The 17,338-nt window shown below is 40.9% G+C and carries 6 protein-coding genes; all 6 read right to left on the reverse strand.

From position 1 onward, the window contains the following. Positions 1–33 precede the first annotated feature (33 nt). A complete protein-coding gene (locus tag HWQ41_RS20755; RefSeq protein ID WP_292766884.1) occupies positions 34–4,680 on the reverse strand; it encodes a type I polyketide synthase in 4,647 nt (1,548 codons plus the stop codon). A gap of 60 nt (positions 4,681–4,740) precedes the next feature. Continuing rightward, positions 4,741–6,381, reverse strand: a complete 1,641-nt coding sequence (gene panP, locus HWQ41_RS20760) for a pyridoxal-dependent aspartate 1-decarboxylase PanP (RefSeq protein ID WP_292766887.1) — start codon at positions 6,379–6,381, stop codon at positions 4,741–4,743. A 43-nt stretch (positions 6,382–6,424) separates the two neighbouring features. After that, a complete protein-coding gene (locus tag HWQ41_RS20765; RefSeq protein WP_292766890.1) occupies positions 6,425–9,820 on the reverse strand; it encodes an amino acid adenylation domain-containing protein in 3,396 nt (1,131 codons plus the stop codon). 58 nt (positions 9,821–9,878) lie between these two features. Beyond that, the gene (locus tag HWQ41_RS20770) at positions 9,879–10,949 is read right to left on the reverse strand and encodes an LLM class flavin-dependent oxidoreductase (RefSeq protein ID WP_292766893.1); all 1,071 of its coding nucleotides are present in this window, start codon (positions 10,947–10,949) and stop codon (positions 9,879–9,881) included. 136 nt (positions 10,950–11,085) lie between these two features. Next, positions 11,086–15,762, reverse strand: coding sequence for a type I polyketide synthase (locus tag HWQ41_RS20775; protein WP_292766970.1), 4,677 nt, complete (start codon positions 15,760–15,762; stop codon positions 11,086–11,088). Between the two features lie 8 nt (positions 15,763–15,770). Next, on the reverse strand, positions 15,771–17,338 hold a 1,568-nt coding region (locus tag HWQ41_RS20780; RefSeq protein WP_292766896.1), incomplete at its 5' end, for an amino acid adenylation domain-containing protein.

Genomic DNA, 17,338 nt, shown 5'->3' on the forward strand with positions numbered 1-17,338 from the left:
TTTTTGTAAGTCAATCTAAGCTAACTGATTTTTCTAGTTTTTTAGAATTTTTATTTGCCTTCTTTTTTGTCCTCGACTTAGCCTTTGTTCAAAAGTATTTTTCTCGGATTCTTCAGGCATTAAAATCTTTGCCATCGAGCCTACGTTTGGACATTCATAAAGTGTTGCAACAGAAATATTTAAATCAAATTCCCTATTTAAATGGGCAATAACTTGAATACCTATAAGTGAATCACCGCCAAGTTCAAAAAAATTGTCATGGATTCCTATCTTTTCAATTCCAAGATTATTTTGCCAAATACCCACAAGCTTTCGCTCAATTTCATTTCTAGGTGCAATATAATCATTACTCAGTTCAGGTCTGGGATATTTTGAGTTTAATTCATTGACGGTTTCTAAAAATTCTAGAACTTCTGCTGCATTATAAGAATTGTATTGCTCTAGTGAATTCAGGAAGTCAGAGGGGGATACTACAACTTGGGTTATTGTACTTCCTAAAATACGCATAAAAGCATCTACACCCTCATGAGGTGACATTCCTTGTTGTTTAACATTTTCTGCACGCAATTCTTGAATCTTTTGGGGACGTGCTGTGTTCACTCCCATCCCAACTTCTTGCCAAGCTCCCCAGTTTATACTTGTGATCAATCTGCCACTTTTCGAGGTATTACAGTGAGCAAAGGCGTCAAGAAAAGCATTCGCCCCACAATAGTCTACCTGTCCAAATCCCCCTATAATTGAACTCATTGATGATGCCAGGATAAAGAAATCCAATTGCATATCCTTAACAATAGAATCAAGAATTAGTGTGCCCTTGACTTTGGGAGCCAAAATACTTTCTGCTTCTGACTGCGTTTTTCGCTGAATTACGCCGACTCCAGGAACTCCAGCAGTATGGATAACACCGTTTAACTGACCAAACTGTGACTGAGCTTGAGCGATCGCCAAATGCATTTGTTCTGTGTTAGTCACATCAGCGCTCATCACCAAAACTTCTGCACCCAACTGTTCGAGTTCTTGCACTTTGAGAATCTTGCGGCTGGTACTATCAGTCTGATCATGAGTGACTAACCACTGTTCCCAGTCGTCTCGGTTGGGGAAAGCTGAACGTCCGAGCAACAGCAGTTTTGCTTGTACAGTTCGAGCTAAGTATTCTGCGATCACAAGTCCAATACCTCCAAGTCCACCTGTAATCAGATAGACTCCTCCTTCCCTTAATCGCGGTGTTTCTATCTTAGCTTCATCAAAGCGTACTGGCTCAAAACTTTGCACCCAGCGATTCAGACCTCGATAGGCAATTACTTTGTCAGAGTTAGAAACTGTCAATTCCGTCAGCAATTTTTCTACGAGTTTTTCTTCTTGCCGACTTCCTGGTGAGGGAAGAATAACATCAATACTACGACAGCTAATATTTGAGTATTCTTGGGATATGACTTTAATTGGCCCGAGTAAAGTTGCTTTTTCTGGACACAGCACCTCAGTTCCTGTAACTGGCTGTAGGTTGTTAGAAATAACTGTAATTTGTACTTCAGAAGATGTTTCTTGTCTTCCCAGAGCTTGGGCAAGAAATAGCAGACTGTAAAATCCCCTTATTTGCGCTGTTTCAACTTTTTCAATTTCTAATTCTTGCTTATTGATTGGTGTAACATTCCACAAATGAACAATCGTTTTTGGGAATTTCTGTTGTGTTAATAGTTCATTAATTAGGGTATTGTAATCATAATTGTGTTGAGGATTGAGAGTATATTGATTATCGTTCAGCTTTGTGAACTCTGTGCCAACTTTTACAATAATAAGATGCTGATTTTTTTGTTCCAGTTCTTTGACTAGTTTGTTACCCAAGCCACACTCATCGATAAACACTAAAATACAAGATTGTTGAGACGCTTGTTCGAGAGATGCTGAAGGTAAAGATGGTTTCCAAAAAGGGATATAGAACCAGTCAGCAATGTCGGGCTTTTTGCCTAGTGACACTGGAGTAGGATGGTCATAAATTCCTTGTTTTTTGGGTTCAATCCAATATCTTTGATGTTCAAAGGGATAAGTAGGCAAAGGAAGACGATGACGCCGTTCATGAGTATAAAATCCTGACCAATCTATTTCCACACCAGCCAACCATACCCGACCTAATGTCTGCAATAAATAAGCAACATCAGACTGTTGTTCTTTGACATGGCGTACACAACTCAACACTATCTGTTTGGCATTAGGCTGTAAATGCTGTGTTGTGATTGTACTTAATGTCCGCCCAGGACCAAGCTCCAAGAAAACGCCTTCAAACTGCTGTAATAGTTGCGATATTCCAGCAGAAAATTGCACAGTTTGTCGCAAATGTTGACTCCAGTAGCCGGGATTGGTAGCATCATCATCTGTAATCCAGTTGCCTGTGACATTGGATATGAAGCGAATACGCGGCGGATTTAGCTTCATTTTTTTCACAGCCTGAGTGAATGATTCCAAGATTGGTGCCATCATCACAGAATGAAATGCATGAGATGTATGCAACAGGCGACATTCAATTCCTTTGGAGGATAATTGATTTTGGAGTGTGGCGATCGCTTCCACAGTACCAGAAACCACGCACGAAGATGGAGTGTTAATCGCTGCTACTTCGACCAATGGCTGTGTGTTTAAAACAGACTGCACATCTTTGTGCGGCAGTGGAATCGCCAGCATACTCCCTGTGGGCAACTGTTGCATCAGTTGTCCCCGCTTTGCCACCACTTCTATTGCATCTTCTAGGGAAAACACACCTGCAATGCTGGCCGCAACATATTCCCCAATGCTATGACCAATCATCGCCTCTGGACGCACTCCCCATTCCATCCACAACTGAGCCAGGGCATACTCGATAACAAATATTGCTGGTTGGGTAATTGCTGTTTGTTGCAGGTGTAGGGTAGCAATTTCAATTTGTTGTTCTTTAGGGAAGAGTATATGGCGGATATCAAGATTGAGCAGCGGTTGGAGAATGTCAGCACAAACATCCACATGTCTGCGAAATGTAGGTTCTACCTCGTACAGTTCTCGCGCCATATCCACATATTGCGCCCCTTGCCCAGAAAACATAAAAATGACTGAACGGTGACTGGGTTTGTGGTGATTAGTGAAAACACGTTGCGGGTCTTGGGAATTTAGCACTTTTACTGCATCATCTTGGTCATGGCAAACCACTATGCGGCGATAGTCAAAAGCCCCACGACCTAATTGTAGGGTATGAGCTACATCAGCGAGTTTTAAATCAGGATGTTGCTGAAGGTAAGCACCCAGTTGCGCTGTAATAGTTTCTAGGGCTGTAGTGGTTTTGGCCGAAAGTAGCAATAATTGACAGGGACGGGAAGCACTAGACTTTTCAACAACTGGGGCTTCTTCTAAGATCACATGGGCATTAGTCCCGCCAATGCCAAAAGAACTAACACCTGCTCTACGAGGGGTTCCGTTGGTTTTCCACTCCGATAACTTAGTATTGACATAGAAGGGACTGTTGGCGAAATCTATTTGGGGATTAGGTTGCTCAAAGTGTAAGCTGGGGGGTATCTGTTGATGTTTCAGGGCCTGTACTGTTTTGATTAACCCTGTGACTCCGGCTGCTGTATTCAAATGTCCGATGTTGGTTTTTACTGATGCGATCGCACAAAATCCTTTTTTGTTTGTGCTAGCACGAAAAGCCTGTGTCAGAGCCTCAATTTCAATAGGGTCTCCTAACGGAGTTGCAGTACCATGTGTTTCTATGTATGTAATAGTCTCAGGTTCGAGTCCAGCTAAGGCCAGCGCTTCTAAAATCACTTCTCTTTGACCGTCCACACTGGGGGCTGTATATCCAACCTTTAAAGAACCATCGTTATTGACAGCCGAACCTTTGATAACCGCATGAATTAAATCCCCATCTGCGATCGCATCCTCTAATCTTTTCAAGACTACTACGCCCAAACCACTGCCACCATTAGTGCCTTTAGCCTTTGTATCAAAAGCTCGGCAGTGTCCATCAGGAGAGTGAATTCCGCTTTCTTGATATTGATAACCAGATATTTGCGGCACTCCTATCGAAACGCCACCAGCCAAAGCCATATCACTTTCACCATTTAGTAAACTTTGGCAGGCTAAATGGACAGCAACCAACGAGGTAGAGCAGGCAGTCTGAATATTGATGCTAGGCCCCTTCAGGTTTAACTTGTAAGAAACTTGTGTGGGCAAGAAATCCTTATCGTTTCCAATCAAAAGTTGGAAGCTGTCTACTGATTCCATAAAGTCCCGGTTGGAATATAAATTTGCAAGCAGATAGCTACTCGCAGCTACACCAGCGAAAAGACCAATTTGACCATTATAGGTTTGGGAGTTGTAGCCAGCATTTTCTAAAGCTTCCCAAACACATTCTAGGAAAAGACGGTGTTGTGGGTCTGTAATTTCAGCTTCTTTAGGAGAAAAGTTAAAAAATGAAGCATCAAACAACTCTATATTTTCTAATACACCGCCTGCTTTTACGTACAGAGGGTCATTCAGCAATGTTGGATTTACTCCAGCAGATACTAGCTCCTCATCCGTGAAAAAAGAAATAGATTCTACACCATCTCGGATATTTTGCCAAAAACTCTCAACGTTTTTAGCTCCTGGAAAACGACCTGCCGTACCGATGATAGCTATTTCTTCTTGAGCATTTAAGTTATTAATACCATTTAACATATTCATCAGAGAAAACGGTTTTAAATTACCAAACAGAATCAAGGTGTCAGTTGCCAGAATTCAGATTGAAATTTTTGCAGCAATTTGAATCTGGTCATTTAAAACTGCATCAATATCTTCTTCTTTAGTTAACGGATTGGCAATCACTGCACGCAGAGCAAGGATCGGAATTTCTTTGCCAAAACTGGTGATTGATTTTGTCGTTCTTGAAATAAACGTATGACCAATTTGGCGCTGGAGTTTCTGCAAGCATTCATTAAATTTATTGATTAGTTGATTGTCGATTTCGGTTAACTGATTTTTGATAACAAGCTCTCTGAATGGCTCTGGAATGTAGCGATAGACAAGCAGGTTAGTATTAGGTTTTGCTAACAACTCAAACTCAGGCATGGTACAGATCCGATCTGCCATATATTCAGTTTTCCGAATACCTTCATCAATCAAAAATTCATATCCCTTAAGTCCGATTAGATTTAGCCCAGCATGTAAAAATAAAGCCATACCTGGCCTAGACCCTTCTAAGGCACGTTTACCTAAATCAAATGACCCTTTACGCATGGTGTAGCTAGCTTGCTTTTCGATCGCTGTCGCCAGATGCGGATCGCGCAGAAAGACCATACCAATGCCCATTGGCAAGTAGAGTTGTTTATGTCCGTCAATAGTTACTGAATCAGCCCGTTCGATGCCAGCAAGCTTATGCCGATGTTGTTCAGAAAAAATGAGTGGCCCGCCCCAAGCAGCATCTACATGAAAATGAACGTGAGCTTCTTGTGCAATCTCGGCAATATCGAAGAGTGAATCCACCCCACCTGAGTCTGTAGTGCCTGCAATGCCTACAATAGCAATGATTAACAAGTTTTGAGCACGACACTCCACAACAGCTTGGCGTAGTGCTTGGATGTCAACTCGATTGTTGCTGTCAGTAGGAATTCTAATTAAACTCTGTGTACCAATTCCCATCAAATCCGCAGCTTTATCAAAAGAGTAATGCATCAAGTCAGAGCCAATAATCACTGCTCCTTTGTAGCCGTAGAAATCTAGAGCTGCGGCTAAACCTTCTTTTTCTACACCAAGAAACTCATCTTTCGCTCCCAAAATCGCATTTCGGGCGCACCAAAGCGCCGTGATATTTGCCACTGTCCCACCGGAAACCAAAATTCCCAGTGTACTCAGGTTATTTTGAATGTGCTGACCATAGAAATTATCAGAAAAGTTGTAAATTAGTCGATGCAACATCGCCAAAGCTTCGCGTTCACAGAAGCTTAGGGCTTTAGCAGTCTCTATTTTGACAACATTTTGATTCATTGCCGTCATCAATTTTGCCAGAGGACGCACAAAGGAAGGAAGCGCCGAGGTCATGTGACCGATAAATCGTGGCGAGGATGTATGTATTGAATGAGCAACAACATTGTTGCCTAAGCATTTGAGATAGCTCTCAAAATCAATAGGTTGAACAGGTATTTGACTATCAGAAAAATTTCCTAATAAAGAATCTAAATCAATGCGAGTGTTGGTGTCAATCGTGTTTAAAAAATCTTCAGAAAAATTATCAAACATTTTATCTATTTCTTTCTCAATAGATGTTGTTTGACTGGATGAAGCAAACATTTGCATTACTTGTTTTTGAATATCAGAATTTAATGCTTGTTCCGTCTCCAAAAAGTAATTTTTGCTCGATATTTCTTGTTTACTTAATGTCATATTGCATCCTAGAATAATTTTGTTTTTTACTTTATTTTTGTGATTAAATATCCTTGTTTTTTGTCGCTGAACGATGTTCTTTTCTAGCTTGTTTGCGTTGTTGTACTGACGCTGTTCTGCTTTCAGGACGACGAGAATGTTGTGTAAAAGACGGTTGTTCGCTTGATTCCTGACTAAGATATTTAGCTAGATGGCTGATAGTCGGATATTGAAACATTTCCACCAATGGGAAATTTAGCTCAAATATTTTTTGCAACTTGCTATGAACCTGAACCAAGAGCAATGAATGACCACCGAGTTCAAAGAAGTTATCATGAATTCCTAAATCTTCAAGATGAAGTACTTCTTGCCAGATATTAGCAATAGTTTTTTCTACTTCAGTTTGGGGTGGCTGAGAAACTGTTTCTAATTCCGGACGTGTTGTATCAGGTGCAGGCAGCGCTTTGCGATCAACTTTACCATTAGGAGTGAGGGGTAGTGCCTCTAGCATCACAAAAGCTGCTGGAATCATAAAATATGGCAGCTTTTCTTTCAGGAAATTGCGTAGATTATTAAGTGTTGGCTTTTCATAACTGTAGGTAATATAAGCGATGAGTTGCTTTTGGACTACTTGATCAGAATGAGTAATTACTACAGCTTCTCGCACTTGTGGATGTGCAGATAAAACATTTTCAATTTCTCCAATTTCAATTCGATAGCCCCGGATTTTTACTTGATAGTCCGCTCTTCCGACGTATTCAATATTCCCATCAGATAAATAACGTCCTAAATCCCCAGTTTTATAAAGCCGATCAAATTTTGAATTTTGAATTTTGAATTTTGAATTATTAAAGCAATTAGGAATAAACTTCTCATTAGTTAATTCTTTCTGGTTTAGATAACCGCGAGCCACTCCCACACCGCCAATATAAATTTCACCTGTAACACCTACAGGAACTGGTTGCAAATAAGCATCCAGAATGTAGATTTGGGTATTGGCAATAGGACGACCGATAGGTACTATTTTCAGGTTACTATTTTTTTTACATTGCCAGAAAGTCACATCAATAGCTGCTTCTGTGGGGCCATAGAGGTTATGCAATTCGCAACCCAAATGCTCAAAGAATCTGTTTTGTAAGTCAATTGGCAAAGCTTCACCACTACAAATAACTCTTTTAATTGAAGTACATTTTTCTACACCGCGACTTTCAATAAAGACTTGTAGCATTGACGGAACAAAATGTAAGGTAGTAATTTGCTCAACAGCAATCAAATTGATCAGGTAAGCACTATCTCGATGTCCTCCCGGTTTAGCAATTACCAAACGTGCGCCATTTATCAAAGTCCAAAAGAATTCCCAAACAGAAACATCGAAGCTAAAAGGGGTTTTTTGTAGTACGCTATCTGTAGAATTTATTTGGTAAGCTTCTTCCATCCACAGCAAACGATTGCATATCCCTTGATGGGTGTTCATTGCACCCTTTGGTTTTCCGGTTGATCCTGATGTATAAATTACATAAGCTAAGTTCAAGGATACAACACTACTAACGGGGTTTTTCTCAGTTTCTTGTGAGATTACCACCCAGTCGGTGTCGAGGTAAACTGCGTGTGCATTATGATTGACAAGTCTAGACACCAACTTTTGCTGAGTGAGTAGCACTACCACTTGAGCATCTTTTAGTATAAAAGATAATCGCTCTTGGGGATAAGTGGGGTCTAGCGGTACATATACACCACCTGCTTTGAGGATGCCCAACAGTCCGATGACCATATGGAGCGATCGCTCCACACAAATCCCGACTAATACTTCTGGTTTTACTCCTAGCTTTATCAGGTATTGTCCTAGCTGATTAGCTCTGGCATTCAGTTCCCGGTAGGTTAGCTGCTCATCTTCAAAGACCACTGCCACAGCATCTGGCGTGCGTTCAACCTGAGCTTCAAACAACTGATGGATGCATTGGTCTGATGGGTACTCAGCCTGAGTATCATTCCACTCTACCAGCAGAGTCTGCCGCTCAGATTGTGTTAACAATGGTAACTCCGAGAGTCGCTGCTCTGGATTGGCAACAATGCCCTCCAGCAAGGTCTGAAAATGCCCTAGCATCCGAGTAATAGTGGTGGCATCAAATAGAACAGTACTGTACTCCACCAGTACTGTTAGTCCTTGATCTGTCTCCTTGAGATTAAAGCGCAGTTCAAACTTTGTTGTCTCGTTGTCAACAGTCAAAGGACTGATGGTTAGATCCAAAAGCTCTAAAGGTTCTACTTGTGCTAATTGAAGATCAAATTTGACCTGAAACAAGGGTGACATTTGGCTCAGGTTCCGCTCTGGTTTCAGAACCTCAACTAGTTTCTCAAACGGCAAGTCTTGATGAGCATAAGCCCCCCGCATTACCTCGCGCACCCGACTGAGCAACTCGCGAAAAGCAGGATTCCCAGACACATTGGTACGTAACACCAAGGTGTTAATTATAAAACCAATTAATCCCTCTATCTCAACTCGATTGCGATTGGCAATATCTGTACCTACAACAATGTCATCCTGGCTGGTGTACCTATGCAGCAGAACCTTAAATGCTGCCAACAATAATGTAAACAGTGTAACCCCTTCTTTTGCACTCAAAGCCTTAAGAGCATCAGATAGAGATTTAGATAATACAAAAGGTTGCCGTGTGCCTTGGTATGTTGCAACAGCTGGTCGAGGTCTGTCTGTTGGCAGTTCTAAAACAGGAAGATTAGCCAACTGCTGTTTCCAGTAAGCCACCTGAGTTTCCAGCACCTCTCCCTCTAGCCATTGGCGTTGCCAAGCTGCCCAATCTGCATACTGGATTGGAAGTTCGGGTAAGGGGGAAGACTTCCCACTAGCAAAAGCTTCGTAAAGTACTTTCATCTCCCGAACAAATATCCCCAGAGACCAGTTGTCAGAAATAATGTGATGTATTGTCAAGAACAGCACAGATTCTGTCTCTCTCAACTGTAAAAGAGTAAACCGCAATAATGGTTTCGTTAAGTCAAAGGGTCGGTGAGCTTCTTCTTTAGCGAGGCGCTGAATCTCCCGCTCTGTTATAGGTGTATCCCTCAAATCCACTATCGGTAATTTTAATAGCTGGGTTAAACCAATAACCTGGATTGGTTGCCCTTCTGAATTACTAATAAAAGTTGTTCGCAAGTTTTCATGACGCCTGACAATCTCTGTAAATACCTGTTCTAGCAATGTGGCATTAAGCTGACCCTCAAGACGTAAGGCACTAAAAACATTGTAAGTACTGTTGTCAGGGTCTAATTGCTGGACAAACCATAGCCGTTGCTGGGAAAAGGATAAAGGTAAAGCGTTAGAATCTTTTCTTTTATAAATTTCTGACGTTTTTAGAGAACTCAAACCTCTCTGCTTGAGTCGCTTTTCCAATAGTTCCCGTTGCTCTGGAGAAAGAGCAACAATTTGTTGAGCTAAATCACTCATTAATTTCTACCAAAATTAAATTAATACTTGAAACTGAGCATTCGTAGCAACGAAATTATCAGCTAAGTGAGACCAAATTTTCCTGATTAAGGCTACAGAGATCCTTCAAATCTTTGAGGTAAGGCAAACTTGCCATGACTGCATCAAAATTTGGGTTGAAATCAATTAAACAAGCGACTTCATCAACACCAACCTGTTTTAAACGCTCAATCATTTGCATACAAGTCGTTTTTGACCCAATCAGAGTTCTTCCTTTTAGCCAACCTTCATAGGCAAACCGTAAAAGACTATTGATGTCTGCTTCGGTAAATTTCTCTAAATTTACATTTATACCAGCATTCTTAGCTAAATTTTCAAGTAAGTCAATATGTGTTTTTAAGTAATTGCAAAAAGGTTCCCTTGCTTGTTCTTTTACTGTGTTGAAGTCTTCTCCTACAAACGTATGTATCATCATTGCTACTTTCCCTGCTTTAGGGTCATGACCGTATTTTGCTAAAGATTGTCGATACAGTGATATTTGTGGAGCGACTTCTTCTATAGTTCCTCCCAACAAAGAAGTGAGTACGTTAGCACCTATTTTGCCAGCTTCAATAAATGTTGCGTTTGATTGACACACAATCCAAGTAGGGAGTTTGTGCTGTATTGGTCGTGGAAATGTCCTCACTTTGAAAGTGTTTCCTGTTGCATCTTTGAGTTCAACTTGTTCACCTTCCCAAAGCTTATGGACTATCTGGATTCCACTCCACATACTTTCTTTCCGGTTGGCATGAATTTCGCTAGAAAGTACAAAGTCATCTATCGTCCAACCTGAGGCAAAAGCAAGGGCAACTCTACCGTTTGAAAGATTATCAACCACAGACCATTCTTCAGCAACACGTGCTGGATTATGAAGTGGCATGACAATACTGCCAGAGCGCAATTGAATTCGCTCAGTTATCATAGCCAGTGCTGCACTTGTCAACGATGGGTTAGGATAAAGTCCTCCAAACGGGTGAAAATGACGTTCCGGAGTCCACAGTGCGGAAAAACCATTTTGATCGGCAAATTTTGCACTTTCTATTAATAGATTATACTTGTTCGTTTGAGTTTTTAAACCATCGCCGGAAAAATAAAATAGACTAAATTCCATTTCTAAAATCCTCCATTTGTACAAAACAGGTATTAATTTTTTGATTATCTTATTAGCAACATTAAAGAGTTCCTAATTCCTGGGGTTTGGAAATTAAAATCTTGACAACATCCAAACCAATTTTATGGTGAGTCTACTAAGAATCTGTCACTAGTTCTTGTTGAATTTCTTCTGCTGAGAGGCTTTTTATCTCTTGTAATAAAGCCGCAATTTCTTGATTTTCTTCTTGATTAGGTTGTGTTTCAGCAATGATAACAGCAAGCCCAGCCACTGTAGGAGCATCAAAAAGAATACTTTGTAGAGGCAATTCCACTTGAAAATTTTCTCGCAGACGTGAAGTCACCTGAACAGCTAGCAAAGAGTGTCCTCCTAACTCAAAAAAGTTATCATGAATGCCCACTAATTCAGTACCAAGAAGCTCTTGCCAAATATTTGCAATCTTTTGCTCAATCTCGTTACTAGGAGCTATGTAGGCAGTTTGCAGATTTGGTCTTGAGTGCTGCGAGAGTTGGTCTTCTTGGGAATTCTTCGTACTGTGTAGAGATTCACGCTTGATCCATGTGTTAAGCCTGACTTGCAAATCTCCTGGTGAAACAATGAATTGACCTGCTGAACCCATTGATAAAACGCGCACAGAAACATCCCATACTTCTTTGGGTGTCATTGCCAATTCATTCAAATCTGCTCCAAACCCAATATTTTCTTCTTGTTTCTCTTCATACTTTACGGCATCCCAATTGATGCTGAACCATGAAATGGAGCTTGTCTGATTACGTTTGTTTACAAAAGCATCAATGAAGAGATTAGCTGCGGAATAGGCAACAAGTCCAAGTCCTCCCACAACAGACGATAATGAGGATTGCAACAGATAAAAATCAAGTTCTCTGCCTTGTAAGACTTTTTCTATGACATAGAGTCCGTGAACTTTTGAGTGGAATTGCGACTCACTCTCAGTTCGACCAATCTCTTGAATAGAGAAAGCTGACTTCTCGTTACTCATTGGTGTTACGTAGAACACCCCATGAATCTGACCAAAGTATTCATATGCTTGAGTAATTGCTGCTTGCACTTGTTCAAAATTTGCAATATCAGCCTCAATAATGAGAAATTTTGTACCTAACTCTTCTAACGCAAGTATTTTTCGGATGTAGCAACTAATTGCATCCTGTTCATCATGAGTTACTAGCCATTGCGACCATTCATTTCTTTGGGGAAGCCCTATATTACCAATCAGGATGATTTTAGCTTGTACTGTTTGAGCTAAATGCTCTGAAAACACTAAACCAAGACTTCCCATCAGATCGCCTGCAATTAAGTAAATTCCCCCTTCTCTGAGTCTAATTGTTTCTTCTTCAACTTCTTTTAATTGTGCAGGCTCAAAGGTTTGTACCCATCTATGACTAGCACGGTAAGCAACAACCAAGTCAGATAACTGGGTCGTCAGTTCTGCCATGAGTTGGTTTATGAGTTGATTTTCCTGGGAAGTCCCCGATTCCGGAATAACGATATCAATGTTACGGCAGGTAATATTTGGGTACTCTTGGGGAATTACCTTACATGGCCCTAATACTGTCCCCTTTTCTGGAATCAAATCCTCTTGCCCAATAGTATCATAAAGATTGTTGGTCACAATCATTATTTGAACAGAAGTCGTAACATTCTGTTCAAATAATGATTGTGCTATGAAGAGTAAACTGTAAAAACCTAAATTCTGATGCTTTTCAAAGCTTGAAATTGCTGATTGTGTCTGCTCGAACAAGGTTTGATTTTGGGATTGAATATTTGCTGTGACACCCCAAAAATGAGCAATGGTTTGTGGAATTTTATCTATTGTATGTAATGTTTGGAATAGGGCATCATAGTCATGTCGCTGTTGAGGATTGATTGCGTAGGTGCGATCGCTCAGTTGAGTAAATTTCTCTCCTACGGTTACAGTAATAATTTCTTGCCCTTCTTGCTCCAGTTGTTGAACAATTTGTGCGCCTAGTTTAGATGAATCCACAAAGACCAGCCAACACAGCTTTTGCTTTACCAACCTTCTTTTTTGGAAGGGTTCAAGTAACTTTACTTGTTTCCAGCTAGGAAGATAAAACCAGTCGCCAATATTTGGTTTTTTGCTGAGTTGAATTTGACGATTATTGCTAATATCTATTGTTTGCGACTCAATCCAATAACGCTGGCGCTCAAAAGGGTATGTTGGCAATGGCATTCGATGTCTTTGCTCGGTAACATAAAAGCCATCCCAATCTACCTGTACTCCTGCTAGCCAAAGTCGCCCTAAAGTATTGAGTAAAAATGCTACATCCGACTTTTTCTCTTTTGGATGGCGCATTGAACTCAACACTATTGACTGATTAGTTTGTTGTTTTACAAAAGTGTTTAAAGTTTGCCCAGGGCCAACTTCTAGCAATATTTGGTCTGATTCTTTAATTAACTCAGCAATGCCTGTACGAAAGCGCACGGTGTGCCGCAGATGTCTTGCCCAGTAAGTGGGATTGGTTGCTTCATTATTAGTAATCCAAGCTCCTGTTAAGTTGGAGATAAATGGAATTTGAGGAGGATTTAAGTTAAATTTTTCAACTTGCTTGGTAAATGGTTCCAGGATAGAATCCATAATTTGGGAATGAAAAGCGTGGGAAGTATGCAATCGACGACACTCTACACCTTGTTGTGTTAAGCGATTTTGCAAACTGGCGATCGCTTCTTCACAACCTGATACAACACATAGTGATGGTGCGTTAATTCCAGCAAGAGTTAGTTCTTCATTCAGCCAAGGTTGTATCTCCTCCTCAGAAAGTGAAACGGAAAGCATAGCACCCGTTGGGAGTTGTTGCATGAGTTGTCCACGGGCAGCAACAAGTGCTAAAGCATCTTCTAGAGAGAAAACACCTGCCAAACAAGCAGCGACATACTCTCCTATACTGTGACCAATCATTGCTGTAGGAGATATGCCCCATGCCATCCACAACTGAGCTAAGGCATAGTCAATAACAAATAGTGCTGGCTGAGTGATATGAGTTTGTTGCAGTTGCTCTGCTGCTGCTTGTGAGTGTTCTTCATCTGGGTATAGAATAGTGCATAAATCAATACTTAAGTGAGATTTGAGTATTTCACAGCATTTATCAATATGTTTCCGAAATACGGACTCAGTTTCGTATAATTCCCGACCCATATTCACATACTGTGAACCTTGACCAGGAAACATTAACACAACCTGTCGGTTACACGGTTCTTGAAAGTGGGTGAAAATTCTTTGTGGGTCTAGAGTCTCTAGGGTTTTTACTGCATCATCAGAGTTCTGACATACTACCATTCGACGATGGTCAAATGCTCGACGACCAACTTCAAGAGTATATGCTACATCAGCCAGGTTTAAGTCAGGATGCTGCTTGAAGTGGGTAACTAAATTTGCCGTCGCAGTTTCTAGTGCCGAGTCTGTTTTTGCAGAAAGCAGCAATAACTGCCAAGGGCGAGAAGGACTTGAAGGTTCAACAGATGGGGCTTCTTCGAGTATTACATGGGCATTGGTTCCACCAATACCAAAAGAACTGACTCCAGCGCGACGGGGAGTACCGTTTGTCTTCCATTCTGAAAGTGTGGTATTGACGTAAAAGGGGCTGTTATCAAAGTCTATTTCAGGATTAGGCTGCTCAAAGTGCAAGCTAGGCGGTATTTGTTGATGCTTAAGAGCTAAAACAGTCTTGATTAATCCTGCAACACCAGCCGCAGTATCTAGGTGTCCAATATTCGTTTTGAGTGAACCGATCGCACAGAAACTTTTTTTCTGGGTATCGGCATGAAACGCTTGTGTCAGTGCTGCGATTTCAATTGGATCTCCCAAAGATGTTCCTGTTCCGTGTGCCTCAATATAAGTTATTGTTTCTGGGTCAACCTCAGCCATAACTTGAGCTGCTCTAATCACCTTTGCTTGTGTATCAATACGGGGAGCCGTGTAGCTAACTTTAAGAGCGCCATCGTTGTTGATAGCTGAACCTTTAATGACAGCATGAATGCGATCGCCATCAGCAAGAGCATCCTCTAATCGCTTCAATACCACAATGCCTAGACCATTACCAAAAACGGTTCCCTGTGCTTTAGCATCAAAGGCACGGCAATGACCGTCTGGAGATAAAATTCCCCCTTCTTGATATAAATATCCAGCTTTTTGTGATGAACTGATTGCAACACCACCAGCTAAGACAATATCACATTCACCACCTAGCAAACTTCGACAGGCTAGATGTACAGCAACTAATGAAGTTGAACAGGCCGTTTGAATGTCTATTGAAGGCCCTTCTAACTCTAATTTGTAGGATACTCGTGTCGTTAGGAAATCTTTGTCATTTCCAAATACCAACTGTTGATTATCAATAGAATTTATAAGATTTTGATTTGAATAAATGTTAATTAGATAACTATTAATACTTGTACCACCATAAATCCCAATCAATCCTTTGTACTTTTGAGAATCGTAGCCAGCGCTTTCAAGAGCCTCCCAAGCGCACTCTAAGAAAAGACGTTGTTGGGGATCGATGATTTCTGCTTCTCTTGGATTGAAGCCAAAGAATGAAGCATCAAATAATTCCACATCTTCTAATGCAGCTCTAGATTTTACATACTGAGGGTGATTCAGCATAGCAGAATCTATTCCTGAAGATATCAGTTCTTCATCTGTGAAAGAAGCTATTGACTCCACCCCATTTTGCAGATTTTGCCAAAATTCATCAAGATTTTTGGCACCAGGAAAACGACCAGCCATGCCAATTATGGCTACTTCTAACCCATTTTGACTGAATTCTGCGGAAGTACTCATCATGTTTATTAAACTCTCTTACTAATTGTCAAAAATTGTTTGAGCCGAGATTTACCATCTTTGATCTGTTCAGTTCTAGTATCAGTTTGATTAATAGATAATGGTTTATTTGTGTTTGTTTTATTGAGGAACTCTGCCAAATAACTGATAGTTGGATATCTAAACATTTCAAGCATTGATAAATTTGCTGGGAATATTTGACGCAACTGGTTATGAACCTGAACTATCAGCAATGAATGTCCACCAAGCTCAAAAAAGTTATCGTGAATACCTACTTTTTCTAGGTTGAGTGCCTTCTGCCAAACAGTCGCGATCGCTTTTTCCAAATCAGTTTGTGGTTTGATGTAAGTCGCTTCCAACTGTAGACGAAGATTATCCGGTGCTGGCAATGCTTGACGATTGACCTTGCCATTGGGTGTCAATGGCAGAGCCTTCATCGGCACAAAGACCATAGGTACCATATAATCAGGCAAATTTTCTTTTAAGAAGCTCCGTAACTCGCTGAGTGTAGGAGTAAACTCCTGTTCAGACACCACATAAGCCACTAGCCGTTTATCCTCAGGTACATCCTCTCGGACAACAACTACAGCCTCTCGAACGGTAGGATATTCAGTTAATCGTGCTTCAATCTCTCCAAGTTCAATGCGGAAGCCACGAATTTTAACTTGGTGGTCGATACGACCAATGTACTCTATCTCTCCATTAGGCAGATAGCGGGCTAAATCTCCTGTTTTGTAAAGGCGTGCGGCTGATTTGTCACTAAAATGGTTGGGGATGAATTTTTCTGCTGTCAGCTCGGGGCGGTTTAAGTAGCCACGAGCCAGTCCATCTCCACCTATGTGCAGTTCTCCAGGTACACCAACAGGAACGGGTTGTAAATCTTGATCCAATAAATAAATCTGCGTATTGTTAATAGGACGACCAATAGGTGGGATATTGCTAGCATTCTTCTGTATCCAAGCAAACGTCGAATAAGTTGTATCTTCAGAAGGACCGTACAGGTTGAAAACTTGCTGTATATTTTCCCACTGATAGAGTTGCTGTACAAGTTTGTTTTGGAGTGGTTCACCAGCTATATTAATTGTCTGCACTGAAGTTGGAATGCCGTCAGTCCTTAATAACTCCGCAATCACGCTGGGAACAGTGTTGATTAAAGATACGTTTTTAGCTGCGGGTAAAGTTGGTAAATGTAGTATATTGTCGATCAAGATGACCTTACCTCCATAGCACAGAGGAACAAACATCTCGAAGGTTGAAAGGTCAAAACAAATCGACGTTGACGCCAAAACTCCTTCCCTAGCTTCAGCAGCAAAGATTTTTTTTGCCCAATCCAACATCGCAACTGTACTATGGTGTTTGATCATTACACCCTTGGGTTGTCCAGTCGAGCCAGAGGTATAGATGACATATGCTAGGTTGCTAGTAGTTACCTCAGTTACGGAATTTTCCTTATTTTCTTGAGCAATAAGCAGCCAATCAGTATCTAAACAAACGACTTGGGCTTGGTGTTGGGGCATGGCTTCCAGTAGCCGCGCTTGAGTAAGCAGCACTGGTACTTGGGAGTCTTTTAGTATAA

The sequence above is a fragment of the Nostoc sp. NOS(2021) genome (assembly GCF_017115025.1).
Taxonomy (GTDB): Bacteria; Cyanobacteriota; Cyanobacteriia; order Cyanobacteriales; family Nostocaceae; genus Nostoc.

Excerpts from the sequence above, each read along its gene's own strand:
- HWQ41_RS20755 (WP_292766884.1), bottom strand. The coding sequence starts at position 4,680 with ATGTTAAATGGTATTAATAACTTAAATGCTCAAGAAGAAATAGCTATC.
- panP (WP_292766887.1), bottom strand. The coding sequence starts at position 6,381 with ATGACATTAAGTAAACAAGAAATATCGAGCAAAAATTACTTTTTGGAG.
- HWQ41_RS20765 (WP_292766890.1), bottom strand. The coding sequence starts at position 9,820 with ATGAGTGATTTAGCTCAACAAATTGTTGCTCTTTCTCCAGAGCAACGG.
- HWQ41_RS20770 (WP_292766893.1), bottom strand. The coding sequence starts at position 10,949 with ATGGAATTTAGTCTATTTTATTTTTCCGGCGATGGTTTAAAAACTCAA.
- HWQ41_RS20775 (WP_292766970.1), bottom strand. The coding sequence starts at position 15,762 with ATGAGTACTTCCGCAGAATTCAGTCAAAATGGGTTAGAAGTAGCCATA.